The 14,605-nt window shown below is 51.5% G+C and carries 16 protein-coding genes; 5 read left to right on the top strand and 11 right to left on the bottom strand.

The annotated features are described in order from the left end of the window. On the bottom strand, window positions 1–209 hold a 209-nt coding region (locus tag WNY37_RS18590), incomplete at its 3' end, for a sulfatase-like hydrolase/transferase (RefSeq protein ID WP_342974963.1). A gap of 44 nt (window positions 210–253) precedes the next feature. Further along, the gene (locus WNY37_RS18585; protein WP_342974962.1) at window positions 254–583 is read right to left on the bottom strand and encodes a hypothetical protein; all 330 of its coding nucleotides are present in this window, start codon (window positions 581–583) and stop codon (window positions 254–256) included. Window positions 584–585: 2 nt separating this feature from the next. On the opposite strand from WNY37_RS18585, the gene WNY37_RS18580 reads away from it, so the two are divergent. Then, window positions 586–789 (top strand): inositol monophosphatase family protein, encoded by a 204-nt coding sequence (locus tag WNY37_RS18580; protein ID WP_342974965.1) that lies wholly within the window; start codon window positions 586–588, stop codon window positions 787–789. A 399-nt stretch (window positions 790–1,188) separates the two neighbouring features. Further along, window positions 1,189–2,154, top strand: a complete 966-nt coding sequence (locus WNY37_RS18575) for an IS1595 family transposase (RefSeq protein ID WP_342974961.1) — start codon at window positions 1,189–1,191, stop codon at window positions 2,152–2,154. An 81-nt stretch (window positions 2,155–2,235) separates the two neighbouring features. Here WNY37_RS18575 and WNY37_RS18570 read toward each other — a convergent pair whose 3' ends face one another. Beyond that, a complete protein-coding gene (locus tag WNY37_RS18570; protein ID WP_342974960.1) occupies window positions 2,236–3,540 on the bottom strand; it encodes a hypothetical protein in 1,305 nt (434 codons plus the stop codon). A gap of 26 nt (window positions 3,541–3,566) precedes the next feature. Between WNY37_RS18570 and WNY37_RS18565 the strand changes: the two genes are divergently transcribed. Then, window positions 3,567–3,713 (top strand): hypothetical protein, encoded by a 147-nt coding sequence (locus WNY37_RS18565; RefSeq protein WP_342974959.1) that lies wholly within the window; start codon window positions 3,567–3,569, stop codon window positions 3,711–3,713. A gap of 133 nt (window positions 3,714–3,846) precedes the next feature. On the opposite strand, the gene WNY37_RS18560 is transcribed toward WNY37_RS18565, so the two are convergent. The 3 genes from WNY37_RS18560 to WNY37_RS18550 form a co-directional block, all read right to left on the bottom strand. Further along, on the bottom strand, window positions 3,847–6,747 hold the full coding sequence (locus tag WNY37_RS18560) for a UvrD-helicase domain-containing protein (RefSeq protein WP_342974958.1): 2,901 nt from the start codon (window positions 6,745–6,747) through the stop codon (window positions 3,847–3,849). Window positions 6,748–6,810: 63 nt separating this feature from the next. Next, entirely contained in the window at window positions 6,811–8,124 is a 1,314-nt protein-coding gene (locus WNY37_RS18555; protein WP_342974957.1) for a type II toxin-antitoxin system HipA family toxin, read from the bottom strand. After that, on the bottom strand, window positions 8,124–8,414 hold the full coding sequence (locus tag WNY37_RS18550) for a helix-turn-helix transcriptional regulator (protein ID WP_342974956.1): 291 nt from the start codon (window positions 8,412–8,414) through the stop codon (window positions 8,124–8,126). Before WNY37_RS18550 ends, WNY37_RS18555 begins: the two co-directional genes overlap by 1 nt. A 318-nt stretch (window positions 8,415–8,732) precedes the next feature. On the opposite strand from WNY37_RS18550, the gene WNY37_RS18545 reads away from it, so the two are divergent. Together WNY37_RS18545 and WNY37_RS18540 are read left to right on the top strand one after the other, a co-directional pair. Further along, window positions 8,733–9,851, top strand: a complete 1,119-nt coding sequence (locus WNY37_RS18545; RefSeq protein ID WP_342974955.1) for a three-Cys-motif partner protein TcmP — start codon at window positions 8,733–8,735, stop codon at window positions 9,849–9,851. Further along, window positions 9,851–10,597 (top strand): phage Gp37/Gp68 family protein, encoded by a 747-nt coding sequence (locus tag WNY37_RS18540; RefSeq protein WP_342974954.1) that lies wholly within the window; start codon window positions 9,851–9,853, stop codon window positions 10,595–10,597. The genes WNY37_RS18545 and WNY37_RS18540 overlap by 1 nt, the downstream gene beginning before the upstream one ends. Before the next feature lie 6 nt (window positions 10,598–10,603). Here WNY37_RS18540 and WNY37_RS18535 read toward each other — a convergent pair whose 3' ends face one another. The 5 genes from WNY37_RS18535 to WNY37_RS18515 all read right to left on the bottom strand — a co-directional run bounded on the left by WNY37_RS18535 (window position 10,604) and on the right by WNY37_RS18515 (window position 14,605). Further along, window positions 10,604–11,956: a hypothetical protein gene (locus WNY37_RS18535; protein ID WP_342974953.1), complete on the bottom strand. Its 1,353-nt coding sequence runs from the start codon at window positions 11,954–11,956 to the stop codon at window positions 10,604–10,606. A 101-nt stretch (window positions 11,957–12,057) separates the two neighbouring features. Next, window positions 12,058–12,483: a recombinase family protein gene (locus WNY37_RS18530; RefSeq protein WP_342974964.1), complete on the bottom strand. Its 426-nt coding sequence runs from the start codon at window positions 12,481–12,483 to the stop codon at window positions 12,058–12,060. A gap of 19 nt (window positions 12,484–12,502) precedes the next feature. Next, window positions 12,503–13,165, bottom strand: a complete 663-nt coding sequence (locus WNY37_RS18525; RefSeq protein ID WP_342974952.1) for a hypothetical protein — start codon at window positions 13,163–13,165, stop codon at window positions 12,503–12,505. After that, on the bottom strand, window positions 13,162–14,301 hold the full coding sequence (locus tag WNY37_RS18520) for a tyrosine-type recombinase/integrase (RefSeq protein ID WP_342974951.1): 1,140 nt from the start codon (window positions 14,299–14,301) through the stop codon (window positions 13,162–13,164). The genes WNY37_RS18525 and WNY37_RS18520 overlap by 4 nt, the downstream gene beginning before the upstream one ends. Then, window positions 14,282–14,605: a hypothetical protein gene (locus WNY37_RS18515; RefSeq protein ID WP_342974950.1), complete on the bottom strand. Its 324-nt coding sequence runs from the start codon at window positions 14,603–14,605 to the stop codon at window positions 14,282–14,284. Before WNY37_RS18515 ends, WNY37_RS18520 begins: the two co-directional genes overlap by 20 nt.

Raw genomic sequence — 14,605 nt, 5'->3', positions numbered from 1 at the left:
CGATGGTTCATCGAATACTGTCCGGTCAACAGCGATGCGCGCGATGGGCCACATGGATTCACAACCGAATAATGCTGTTGAAACGTCACCGCATCTGCCATGAGGGCACGCAAGTTAGGCAGGTCGATGTGTTCGGCCAAGTCACCGAAGACACAATCCGCGCGCAGTTGGTCGACCACGATAAACAGAACATTCTTAGCACTGCACATATCAAATTCCCTTATGTACTCTTTGTGAATAACGCCTAAAATTTTCAGTATGGAAAGAGGGTGTTTTGGGAAAAGGCGTTCAAACCGACTGAAAACGTACGGCTTTCCAAAATTATTCCTACATGCTCGATCAACAATGTGGGAGTTTGTGGAGAACCATTTGAGCAGTCCGCAGCAATTGCAGATTTGGCCCCCAAGCCGCGATGAGTTATTTTCACCTCCAGCTTGGCACCAAATTCAAGGATGATGCCAGCCCCGCGACCCAAGCAGACAAGGGCGTGGAAACGCTGGTTCGGAGCTACCTGAACAAGCATTTTCCAGATCACGGCATCTTTGGCGAGGAACACCGGATTGAAGGGGCCGACAAACCGCAAATATAGATCATCGCCCCATCAACGGCACCCGGTCGTTTCATTCCGGCCATCCGCTTTTTGGCTTCCTGCTTGCGCATCTGGTGAATGGTACGCCTGAGATTGGCATGATTGGCGCACCTGTGCTGAACGAAGTTCTCATTGGCCTCAAAGGCAAAAGCACCATGCTGAATGGTGAACCGCAAAACGCTACTCACCATCAGTTCTAGCTGGTCACTCCACAGCCAATGTACACAGGAATTGAGCGCACCTAACCTCGGTTATCACTCCCTCAGCCATCCAAATGCGCCCGATCTGCAAAATGGTAGTCGATGAAGAATCTGCTACCGTGTTTCAGGGCCGCAACTTCTACGACTTCATCGTCCATTATGAACCGGAATGGGACGCCTATCAGTAGGCGAAGTGCCGAAATCTACTAACAGTTCATGTGTTTCGGGTTGCTGAGACTTGACCCCAATGCCCAAGAACCGCCCTTAGATCAGTTGTTGCGGAATCACAAATCGTCCATCGAACGGTGAACTGGCTTGAACCCATATTTGGGCGATTGTATACTTGACAAACCCAAGGTCAAAGCGTAGTTTAATCTCAACAAGTTAGAGGTTTTCGCAATGTCCGTTCTTTCCGCCCCATACATGCACGACGAAGCAGCAGCGTTTGCGCACGTTGAGGCGATGCTTTGGGCAGACGGTCCGGTCTGCCCCCACTGCGGCGTGGTAGATAGCGCCTACAAGCTGGAGGGTGTCCGCACTAAGGCCAGCAAGAAGAACCCGGAAGGCAAAGAGCGCCACGGCTTGTGGAAGTGCCGCGAGTGCCGCAAGCAATTCACCGTCCGCAAGGGTACGATCTTCGAGGAAAGCCACCTGCCGCTTCACCTGTGGCTGCAAGCGATCCACCTGATGGTGTCCAGCAAGAAGGGCATCAGCAGCCACCAGCTTCACCGCGTTCTGGGCATCACCTACAAGTCCGCTTGGTTCCTGACCCACCGCATCCGCGAGTGTATGCGTGATGGTGCACTGGCTGGCTTTGGTGGCAATGGCGGTATTGTCGAGGTGGACGAGACTTTCATCGGCAAAGAACCCGGCGTAAAGAAGGCCAAGAACGCCCGTGGCGGCTCTCACAAGATGAAGATGGTAACGCTGGTGGATCGTACCACCAAGAAGGCAAAGAGCATCGTTGTGGACGACCTCAAGAAGTCTACGCTGATCCCAATGCTGCAAGAGAACATCGCCCGCGAAGCCTACGTCATGACCGACGAAGCCAAACAGTATCAAGGTATCGGCGCTGGCAAGGTGTTTGACGCCCACGGTTGGACCCAGCACGGCGCTGGTCAGTATGTCGATTATGAGGACAGCGAAATCCACACCAACACCGTTGAGGGCTTCTACAGCATCTTCAAGCGCGGCATGAAGGGTGTCTATCAGCACTGCGGCAAGCAGCATCTGCACCGCTATGCGGCTGAGTTTGACTTCCGTTATAACAACCGCGTTGCGAACGGCGTTGATGACGTAGAGCGCGGCGCGCGCGCACTGACAGGGGCAGTCGGAAAGCGACTGACCTACGATCAGCCTAACTAAGAAGCACCAAACCCGCCGAAAGTGATTCGGCGGGTTCATCCAGCTTTGCAATATCTAGTAGAACGACTTATTCAGTTGTGCTCATGTCGTGTCTCCTTGAACGTATGTTCTTCTACTGTACAACATAGCCTCTGCGGCAAAGGTTTCAATAAGATTAACCCAGGGCACGAGGCTTATCCTGTTCTTTTGTGTCGAATGTATGACGCCCTTTGTCCCTTCATCTTGTCCATGTGCGAGGCAGTTTCTTACTGCGCGAAGTCTATCAACTAAAGAGATTGGCCCACTCTTTCGCCATGAGTCTAGGGTAGTACTATCGTTCATCACTGCCTTGACGGAATACCCACCGTCGAAGTCAGTGCTCATGGAGAACTCTTTACGGTTCATCTCCAAAACAGCCCAAACCCTTTCAGCATTGACTGTTTCATCTACAAAGCTCTTGATCCGATCCGTGTCACGTTGTTGAATTGAGAAAAGACCAGCAATTTCTGCCGCTGCACCCTCAGTTGACGAGATCAAATGGGGCCTTCTGAGGATGTTGATCAGGTCTTTGCGCTGTTCAGCTTTGACGTATGACAAGGCAAGAAACTCTATCAACCGGTAGTGCAACAGATACTTCATTGCTGGGTCGCGTGTCTCGAATGCTCCCAACCAGAACAAAGTTACGGCTGGGTCAATGTCCCCGGCTACTATTTCATTTGGAAATTCCCCTTGAGCGTAGCGAGGGCGCGTGCTGCCACTTTCATTCGGGCCCTGCTCATGAATCAGTATTCGAGGAGTTTCCCTGTCATAGTAAGTCATGTAGAAATTTACTGTGCGCAAATACTGGTCAAGATCAGCTTCGTCCACATCGCTGCAATCAACCCAAAAACAAGTGGGATCGCCCATATTGTGATGTTCTGGATCATGCACAGACTGGACAAAAGACACGATGTTTCGATGTTCTGTGTGACTTGGTGCTGCATATGGAAGAACGTACTTGGCAAGAGTCAGTGCGTCAGGACTTGCGGGGGCAAATTTACACTCCCGCTTACTTCCTCTCCACCACATCGAAAAGGTGCGCTGCTTGAGTTCTTCGTGCTTCTTACGTACCTTAAATGCGGTCCATAGAACCTCCAGCGTTCTGTTTGTAGTGTGAAAAATTGCCGAATAACTCTCTGGCAACTCGACTCTATCAAGGACGGACGCAAGCTCGGTCGCTTCGGCTTGATCGCTAGGCACGTTGAGAACAAGTGTGGGGTCACGCCAAGGGTGTTTAAGTAAATAGCCCTCTTCTTCTGCGCCATCATGATCTTTGAAAGTGACAGTGGCTAGTTCAAAGCCTCCGTCTTCTTCTATATACTTACGAAATATTGCTCTTACCTGATCTTCGGAAATCTTACCTGTCAAATACTCAACTCCAAGAGGGCTACATTGTGGACAACAAAGAAGCAGACCAGATCGAAAGGTTCAAGGAGGCCGCCCGCCAACTAGAAACGGACGACGACGAAGCACGGTTCAACGAAAAGCTGGGCAAGCTGGTGAAGCAGAAGCCGAAGGACGCCGAAGCGTCCGACGATTGATCCGGCCTGTCACGCGCTTGCGTGATCGCTCAGAGGGGCGGGTTTGTCAAATATACAATCGCCATTAAAAAACATAATAATTCTAAACTACGCAGACTGATCTATGGCTGCAATCCCACTGATTAATACTACTTCAGGTCGCCTTCATTTTACCCTTACACCGAGGGTAACTAACGCACCCGTAGAACTTGCCATAGCGCCCCCGCCTTTCGACTAGCCAGCCGTTATCGCATGTTGGGCAACTCGGATACTCCGCACCACACGCACAAGTCTTCAACCCTGATTTCCCTTGCACTACAGGCATACCGTTGCCGCACTCGGAACAGGCGTTCAGTGAAAACCCACATAGGTCTGCGTGTTCGCATTTATACCATGTGCGTCCATCCTTGGTTGGAACTGCAACGAGGTGACCGCCACATTCCCCACACGTATGGATTACTTGATCTTGCCCAGCATCACCGACAACACCGTATTCAGGATCGTCCAGCAATTCCGTGACAAATGTTGACTGCTTCGAAGCGGCGCTCATCAATGTCACTGAATGACGTGCACGGGTGAGTGCGACATACATTACACGGCGTTCTTCCGCATTCTCGAACGGTTCGGCTTCGGGTGATACCAAACTCAATAGAGGGTCGTCCACGATTTCGGATGGGAACCCTGTGCGCCCTCTATAGAGGTTCACAAGGATCACATGATCCGCCTCTTGTCCCTTGGACGAGTGGATCGTCTTGAAAGCTATGTCGAGGCGAGGGAATGCCCGTCGCAACTGGGCGAGATCGGTCGGTTCGTTATACCTATTACGCCCAAGCAGAAGCACCGATGTTCTCTTGCCCTTTGGTGCTGCAATGTCTTGCAACGTTCGCAACATCTGCCTGAGCTTTTCATCTGCGTTACCACGTAGCGTCGAAATTACCCGCAACGCTGGAACTTCGGTTGTGCCTGCGGGAATAACGGTTTTGTTCAACTGTGCTGGATTTTGAAGAACGAACTTCTTGGCTGCAAATGCAATCTGATCCACGGATCGAAAGGTTCGGCCTAGGTCAACAACGCGGTGCACCCCAGACCGACCATCGAAGACGCCGCCAAATTCGCCACCGAAATCCCGCATCAAGTTGATGTCGGACCCTGCAAACCGATAGATTGACTGCCAGTCATCACCAACTGCAAACACCCTTCCGTCGGCATGTTGAGCTTTCAGTGCCTTCACCAACCGCCCACGGCTGCGGGAAATGTCCTGAAACTCATCGACCAATATGTGCTTGAAGGGGCTACGATACGTTCCGTTTTCAACATAGCCAGAGGCTCTCAGGATCATGTCTTCGAAATCGATCCGACCCCCCAACCGTTTTTGATATTCCGCATAGAGTGGTTCGAAAATTGACAAGAACGAACTGGCCCGCTTGCCCAGTTTCATCTTTCCAGCTTTGTCCGCGCACTCTGCCAGTTGGTAGCCGCCACCTTTGTAGTGCTTCAGAAACGTACCGATTAGCTGCACAAAGCTGTCAGCCTGCTTCATCTCAATCACAATATCGAACAGAGTTTCAGGTGAACGGGGCATGACCTTTTCGAACGGCGCGATCTTTTCTGCCAAAGCCTCCAACAGCCGATCTTCTTCACGATCATAGCTAAAGGTCTCAATGAGTTGGGTGTCATGCTTGGCGTGAACGCCACGCTTCCATTCCATACCCTCAAGATATTCCTCACGGTTCACAAATGGAGCGGTGGTTAGGTGATATGTCCCATCTGCGGCTTTCGTTCGTCGCACCCCAAAATGTTCAATGTAGACGCCGCTCTTCGTGAGGCGAAAATCAGGGCAATAGTCACGATAGCCCCCCTCTGAAACTTTGTGTTCGTAATCGGGTTCATATTCGTATTCGATCCCGTTTTCGAACAGCCAGTTGGCGATCATCAACTCTTCATAGCTTTTGACCTGTTCGCCCTGAAGCGTCCGAAGGTCCAGCTTTTCGACATATGTGTAATAGTTATGCTTTTGCTTGAAATCCCACTCACTCTTGCCTTCAAGACGGGCGTAGGAAAACCAGCCGATGATTGACTTTGATACCTCAGCCACGCTGTGAACCAGCGCCCGCAGGATGTCTTTGATGAGCGCAAGAAAGGCTTTGTCATCGGTGGCATGTGCCGCCAGTGCAGGTTTGCTACCTTCGACAACCCCTATGATGTCATAGGCCAGTGAGTGGAATGTACGGGCTTCGAGTGGCTCACCACACCGTTCCTCAATGCGTTCTGACATCTCCTTTGCGGCTTCTCTTGCGAATGCCAGCAATAGGATTTCTTCTGGTTGTCGGATGCCAGATTTAATCAGGTAGCCTGCCTTAGCCGTGATTACACTGGTCTTACCCGATCCTGCGCCTGCCAAAACCAGTGTGGCGTCTTCATCGGCGATGATCGATGTGCGCTGTTCGGGGGTCAGAGGATTGCTTTCAAAGGTATCAAAGAACGTTTGCCATTTGGGCAGTTGTTGATGTTCAAACTTCCTGATGGCGTCGTCGCGCATCGAACCTGCGTTTTGCAAGAACCCTTGGATGGTCTGAATTTGATTGAAAATCTCTTCGCCAACCGCCTCCTCGGACAGTTTCGAAAGGAGTTGCTTATCCAGAACCCGTGCCTGTTCGAGGGTGGGTGACACAATACCTGCCGACGGATATCGCATCGGCTGGGATAGCTCGGTTATGACGCGCAGGACTTCGTGAATGGCCCAACGTTCAGCATTGAACTGCGCAATGTTGTGAGCAGCCCAACCCGTCTTGACGCGGTCGCTGAATGATCGGGCTTCTTTGTGATTGGCACCCCGAAGCAAGACCTGAGTGCCCTTATCGACATTTATTCTCAACGTGCTTCCGACAAGCCCTCTCGTAACTAACGGAGGTGCTGAAAGGTCGGCGACTTGGATGTTTTGCTTACGCCTGGCATTGATGCTCACCACACCGTTTTCGTAATCAATGCTGCGGGCGTGGGTGCCAAATGGGTTCAACAGAAAACCTAACAATGGCTTGGGTTCAATACGCTTCAATCTCAAATCTCGTTTTTTATCATTAGGCTTCGAACGTGCCGTGAATTTTGGTCAGGGTCATCCCTATTCCTTTAGCCGCCCAGCAATCCGAAGCGCGTTACGCTCGATCAGCCCTGCCACATGTTCGACCATACCACGTTCGGCACCAGACTGGGCGCACACGGCCTCTACAGCCTCAATCCGCTTTGCCACCATCACATCGACGAGTTCCTGCACCCGCAGTCGGATGCCTCGTGGACTGAACCCTGCGGCATCCGCGATCCGTTCCCAATGCCGCCGTGCCATGTCAGCAGGTTTGCGTTTGCGCCCTCCTAGTTTCTGGGCGTGATATTGGTTCACGTGGTCCCAGTGCAGCACGGTCGATACGTCATAGAGCGGTGCCATCGTCTGCCCGCCGCTGAGTAACATCGAATAGTTCTTGGCATGTGCATCCGTGTTGGCCACGAGGATGTTAAAGATCACCTGATCCTGCAATGTCAGCGCGTCTTGTGCAGGCAGATGCTGTGCAGTCGTGAGAAGCCGATTGAGGTCTAAACCTACCACAGTGCCTTGCTCATATTTCTGGCTGGGAAAGATACCATTGGCTTGTGCAAAGTCCTCTTGGTGAAGGCGTCGTAGTGACCCGTCCTTACGTGTCGTCCGATCATACCGCGCTACGGCCAGTGCAGTCCTATTCCCAACATCCATGATGCTGACATCTGCAACCGCCATTCCAATAAGCTTCGCCAAGGTCAGACAGTAGGCTTCGTTCTCTACAATGCCAGGAAGGTTTGGGTTGTCGGGTTTGATGATGAGGGTAGATGGTGCACCTGACATCGGGATCGCAAGCTGATCACCCCTCTCTGGCAATCCCAACTTCGGTGCACCTGCGGCGTCCAACACTGCGAGTGCGGTTTTCTTCTGCCCTCCAGCAAGGGACAGCCTGACACCATCCTCCCCCGCGAGGAAGGGACGCTGACCTAGGTCTTTGAAGTGCCCTGTCAGGGCGTCCTGTGGGTCCTCGGTGCCATAGTGGTCGGTGATGGGCCGATACGACCAATTAGCTTTGTCGCTGGGTTCCCCGATTGAAATGGCACCTGCGGTGTCTCCGCCGATCTCCTTGAGGATGGCGAGGGCATCGGTTGATGACAGGCCCAATGCCCGTGAGAGGGTCAGCAACTGCTGTTCTTCTGGTAGCAGGTTCGCAAGCCATGGCGTGATGACCTGATCAGGGTACATCGCTTCGGCAAGTGGCATTGTCACGGATAGTGGGAAACTGCCCTTGGTGGCCAACCATCGTTTGTCATAAACGAACGACAGCTTGCTATCGTCCTGAACTTGGACGTGTCCGACGCTGAACGCCTCGTAATATATGGTCACCTCATTAAAGATGGCCATCAATCATCATCCAGATCATAGCCATCAATGCTCGGCGTTGATCGTTCTGCTGCGGTTTGACCTGATGGAACCAGCAGATCAGGTAGCCTCACTCGTAATGCTCTTGCCAGCCCGATTAGCGTCGATAGCTTCACATCCCGCGTACCACGTTCGATATGAGACAACGTAGGAACAGTTGCACCCGAAATGCGTGAAAGACCGTCAAGAGTAAGGCCCTCAGCCTTCCGAAGTTCCCGTATCTTTTGGCCGATGTGCTCCGTCCAACGTTGGGTGTCTGGATCAAGGTTCATCGTGGATTCCTTATCATGTAGGATAAATTACGGCATTTTTCCGTGGCTGTCACTAAGATTTATCACTGGCAGTAAAAAAAGACCCAAGGGCAGCAAAAGTCTGGGATTTATCACTGGCGGTAAAATATCAAATAAGGAAAAGCTTAGCATAAATCTTTGAACATCACTTCGGCAATGAAAGCGGCCAAAGTTGCTCAGTGAGGTAACCAGCAGCAGGGCTGGGGACCATCGCACTTAACAAACCATTGATCGTGTTCTCACTATGTTCTAATACTAGGGATAACAAAATCCATTTTCCGTTCCAGAGGCGATGTTTAAATGAGTGCGGCTTTTTTCGAAGAACGAACTGAACCTTCCACAGTAAAAGCAACGATAGTTCAAAAGTACTTTGACGCATGGTCAAAGATCATTCTTCCGATGGCACAACGATATCACGGCGGTAAAATTGCATACGTCGATCTTTATGCAGGTCCAGGACGCTACCGAGACGGTGCAGCATCTACACCTTTGTTAGTAATCGAAAAAGCCCTTGAAACACCCAGTGTGGCCGCTGCTCTCGTTACTATGTTCAATGACCAAGACGAGAACAACACACAGACATTGGCAACCGAAATTGCCAACCTCCCAGGTATCGAACGTCTGGCACATAAACCGACCGTCAACCAAAACACCGTTGGTGAAGACGCAGCCGACTACTTTGGAAAAACGCGAAGAGTTCCAACATTCACATTCCTCGATCCCTTTGGATATAAGGGGCTATCCCTTCAACTTGTGAATGGCGTGATCAAAGACTGGGGATGTGATTGCGTCTTCTTTTTCAACTATAACCGAATAAATGCAGGGCTTACGAACCCAGCAGTTAAGGCGCATATGGATGCACTATTCGGTGAAGAGAGCGCGGATCGACTTAGGGCAAAAGTGGCGGGGGCTAAGCCTCACTTGCGTGAAGAGATGGTTCTAGAGGCTATGTCGGAAGCCCTACATGAAATGGGTGGCGAATACGTTCTACCGTTCAGGTTCAGGAACGAAGGTGGCAGGTTAACGCATCACCTCGTCTTCGTATCCAAGGACTTCAAGGGCTATGATGTGATGAAAAGCATAATGGCGAAAGCGAGTACAACCGCAGATCAGGGCGTTCCTTCCTTCGCATACACTCCAGCCGACGAGTCGATGCCGCTCTTATTTGAACTGACTCGACCACTAGATGATTTGGAAGGTATGTTACTTACGGAGTATGCTGGTCAGCGAGTTTCGATGGAAGACATCTATCGCCAACATAGCGTGAACAGACCATTTCTATCGAAGAACTACAAAGAGGTTCTCGGAAAACTCGCAGATGAAGGAAAGATCGACACCTTCAATTCGAAGGGCAAAGGGCGGCGAAGCGGCACCTTCGCAAATCACATACAGGCCATTTTCCCAGAGGAGACTACCTGATGGCGAATGGATCACGGATTGAATGGACTGAAGCGACCTGGAACCCAGTTGCGGGTTGCACAATCATCTCTCCAGGTTGCACCAACTGTTATGCCATGAGGATGGCTGCACGGTTGGAGGCGATGGGTCAACCAAAGTACACTGGCCTGACGCGACGCAGTGGCGGGCGTTCCAAGTGGAATGGCAATGTGAGCTTAGACGACCATTCTTTGCGGGTGCCATACGGCTGGAAGTCTGGACGAATGATATTCGTCAATTCGATGTCTGATCTCTTTCAAGACGCAGTGCCACTTGATTTCATTAGACGCGTTTTTGAAGTGATGGACGAATGCAGTCAGCATACGTTTCAGGTGTTGACCAAGAGGTCCTCTCGCCTGCTCGAACTTTCCGATAAGCTTGAGTGGCCTGCGAATGTATGGATGGGGGTCAGCGTTGAAAACGCCGATTACACCTATCGCATCGACAATCTACGGAAGACTGGTGCAGCGGTAAAATTCCTTAGCTTAGAACCTTTGATCGGCGATCTTGGGCGTCTGAATCTTGATGGGATCAATTGGGCCATCGCAGGCGGAGAGAGCGGCCCTGGCTCACGACCTATGGACCCACAGTGGGTTAGATCAATTCGCGACCAATGTATCGCAGCCGAGGTGGCTTTCCATTTCAAGCAATGGGGTGGGATCAACAAGAAGCGAACTGGCCGAACGCTCGATGGACGTACGTGGGATGAGTTTCCAACTGCGGCATAGGGACTTCTAGTCGTCCGTTTTGTCGTCATTTGTCGGCACAATCACAGTCGTCATCGATGTTAATACATGCTTCGGAGTGAACCGATACCGTACTTGATTTGTCAATGGATCAAGAATTGCGTGACTGATGTTTGGGAATAGTTCGTCAGGAACTGGATTTTTTGCCCACGGGTTATGAAACATTGTCACTGTATCGCCCCATGCCTCATCATAATCGTCAGCATCGACATCTGTCGCGAAGGATTGTGTGGTCCCCATCTCATCGCTTACCCACATGCCCATGCGAAGCATCTTTACGTCGTGATCTCCTAGCCCAGCAATTTTCCCCATCCGACCGAAAGTAGTCAGGGTCGCCCCGTTGGAGAATAATACTGCACTGACATTTTCAGCATCTGGCAAACCAAAGAAGCGGCTGGGTATCGTCTTGTCACCATAAGTATGCTCAGTTGTAATCTTGATGGCAGGTTCGAGGCCATACTTCCCCACAACCATTCGCGGCCTTACGGTTTCGCCTTCAATGATAACGTCATCACGTACACCATACAGATAATTTACCAAACCAGCACGTGACCATGTCATCGAACCAGGCGTGTCCGAAGTCGCAAGGCCGTGGTAGTCGTGAATTGCTAGAACAAATGGGTGACCTGCGACGTGTGGTAGGTCCCAATACTTGTTCTTTCTGTTGAGTTTGCTGAAGAGCGGGCTACCAAATTTGATCGGCATGTAGTTCTGAGACAACTCTGCAATTTGGGCTGCGGTGTCAGCGGGAACATCGAAATCAGGATTTTGGCCTACGGTTACAGCTTCTACGAAAACAGGCATCCCAAACCTGGAGAGTGAGAAGTCAGGGGCAGGCTTGGTGTTGTCAAATTCAAAGCCCTCCTTGTGGAACAAAACATATAGAAATAGTTCCCAAAGCCGTTGGTCGAAGCCAGTTGTTTGAAACTGTTCGATGTAATTCCCGTCAACGTCAACGAATGAATACGCTATTTCTTGGATGAGGTTACGTGCCGCAGAACGCATCTCATTGGATGAAAGAACCTTGAAGTAGTCATGTTGCTTGTCGTCAGCCACTATAGGAGCAAAGATGTCCAGGATCGGCTTAACCTCATCACCCTGAGGGTACTCTGAAATACCGTCTGCTTCGTAAGGTTTGATTGCTTCACGCAACGCCTCTTCAGCCGCGTCCGCAGATGCATAGAACTCGTTTCCAACCTCAAGACACCTAAAAATCTTCCGAGCATCGCGGCCAAGTATTATGTATCCGAAATCACTATCAGTCTTATCAAAAACAACGATGGCGAGGTTAGACTTTTCAGGCGTTTCATAATGACGGACTTCAGCGGCCATCATCGTCATGTAGGGTGCCCTGACATAGCACAACGCATCAAAACGTCTTGGTGAAATAGGCCGCAAGAAAATTCCAATCGAATGTATTAGGTGTTCCACCTAAAGGTTGATCACTCACTCTTCGTTTGCAAGTATCGATAAACTGATGAACGGGCGATCCCAAGATTATTGGCAATAGTTGTCGGGGGCATTCCATCATCATGCAATTGACGAACCGCTATCCGATCAATCGTTGGCGGTCGCCCTTTGAACGGACTATCAGCCCCCTTGGCCAAGGCCGCATCGATGCCTTCGCGTTGCCGTTCTGCACGGATACCGGCCTCGAACTCTCCAAACGCACCGAGTATGGTGAAGAATAATTTTCCCGTAGGATTGCTGGTATCGATGGGCTGTTCCAGCACCTTTAGGTCCACACCCTTCTGCTCCAACGTCTCGGTAATTTGCAACAGATCACGGGTGGAACGGGCCAATCTATCCAGACGGGTGCAGACGACGGTATCACCTTTGCGGATGCCACGGCCCAATAGGTCTTCCAGTGCGGCACGTGCTTGCGGGTCAGACCGACGAGCCGCCTCTGGCCATGTCGCTTCTTCCGCAGCATCGGCTTTGAATTGGTTCGATGTAGTCCTGATGTTCGATCAGGTTTTCCAAACGCGCACCCAATTCCTTGGGCAGCCCTGTCAACAAACGGCGACCCCAATGTGCGTATCCATCCATCAGAACTTTGTCGGTGATCGTTTCTGTCAAAGGCCCTTCGTAGTCGAGGATATCAACCCATCGGCCATCTTGACGAACCTCCACATCTTCAAATTCTGTTGGGCAAATCGGCCTATTGGCAAAATACCAAGTCCGCGCCTTTGCCGTGCCACCACCCGATGCAATCAGTGCTGTCATCGCTGACGGTTCGACATTCGACTTTGCCCAACGCATCCATCGCGTTACCCGACTGCGGTCAAGATCAACCGTAATTCGAACCTTATGCTTATCGGCAAACATCGGAACCTGATCCCGCACACCAAGAGAATGACCCTTACGGCTCAGAAACCCTGGGGTAGCAAACTTTGCTCTACAGAGACCGTGGCCAACACCTGTTTTATCTGTTGTGAAATTAACCGCGTTGACGGATCGCGTTGCAGACACAGGCATCTCACCCTTTGTCAGCCCCTCGGACATAATCGCTTTCATGTGGCTGATGGCGGTAAAGTGATACAATTTCATTGGTTGGTCTCCTTCTGAGTGGTGTTGATGTCTCCTTCGTCCTTTGACGCTTTGGATACTTTGTTGAGTGCACTGGCAGCACGGGTCTTTTGTTCGGCGCTTTGGGTGTAGCGGGTCACTTCTTTGGAGGTTCTGTGACCAGTGATCGCCATGATCTCCTGTTCGGTGCAGCCATTCTCGGCCAACACAGCAGATGCCGTTTTGCGCAGCCCATGAACCGACAGGCCCTCAAGCCCTGCATCTCTGCACCACTTGCGAAAGCGGTTTCCAAACCCATCGCCAGTAAACGGACGACCAAACTCGGTCAGGATGAACGTGTCCCGCCCCGTCGGTGACGCATCAATGATGCTGCGTAATTCAGGAATGATCGGAACCCAGAGGGAAACCCTCTTGCCAGGGCGATTGCGGTTCTTATGCTGGATAAACTCAAGCCCCTCGCGCCCATGATAGGATTTGATATGGGCAGGACCGAGGCGCACAAGATCACCGCGCCGTTGGCCCGTGTAGAGCGCCAATGCCATGGTAAGGCGGGCCATGCTGCCAATCGGGTGGTAATCTTCGAACGCCTTCACGTCCTCCGCAGCCCATGCCTCAAAGCCCTCGACTGACCCAGGAAGCAACGATACTTCCTTGATCGGGTTCACATCATGATAGCCATATTCAACCGCATAATTGTAAACTTGGCGCAGGGCCTTGACCATCCCATTGGCGGCTTCTGGTCGGTCTGCCATGGCATCGCGGCGGTGCATGATGTGACGCGGCTCAAGCAGGGCAAAAGGCTTGTCCCCATCGGTTTCATTCTGACAAAACCGATCAAGGATTTGCTGACGGACACGTCGTGTGCGGGGAGCCAAGGCTTGGAAGGCCGAAGACTGATAGTATTTCCCGATCAAATCACGGATCGATCCAGATTTGGTGGTGCTGAGAACTGGCTTTCCACGTTCCTTGGGATCGTGACCAGACATGGCCATCTGATAATCGGCAATGAACTCGGCTGAGCCAATTGGACCGCGCAGACGGAATTTTTTCCCGCCATGACGATAATACAGTCGAACATTGCCGCGACGATCACGGTCTTGGGTGACATATGGCAAACGAATTGTCATCTCGGTCTCCTCAATTCCAAGGGTTGTCATCAGGGGCCGTAGCCAGTGTCTCAAACGCAGCATCAAGTGCGTTGAGGTCCCAGATGCGTCGCGAAAATGCTTTGAGTGGCTTGGGGATTTTCCCTTGGGCCACCAACCGATCCAACGTTGTGGGGCTGATGCCGATGTAGCTGGCAGCTTCGATGCGCGTCAGACCGCGTTTGGGGGTTGGGGGCTTATGCGCCCGCTCACGGGTGTGGCCGAGTTTCTCAAGTGCCGCAGCCGCAGCGGCCAAACTCGTTGCTGCTTTGGTCAGCACAGTTTCGGAGTTGATGTCTTTCGTTGGGTTTTCCAT

It is taken from the genome of Henriciella sp. AS95 (assembly GCF_038900055.1).
Classification (GTDB): Bacteria; Pseudomonadota; Alphaproteobacteria; order Caulobacterales; family Hyphomonadaceae; genus Henriciella.
Note: the sequence above shows the minus strand (reverse complement) of the source record. Positions and strands in the feature narration are given on the sequence as shown.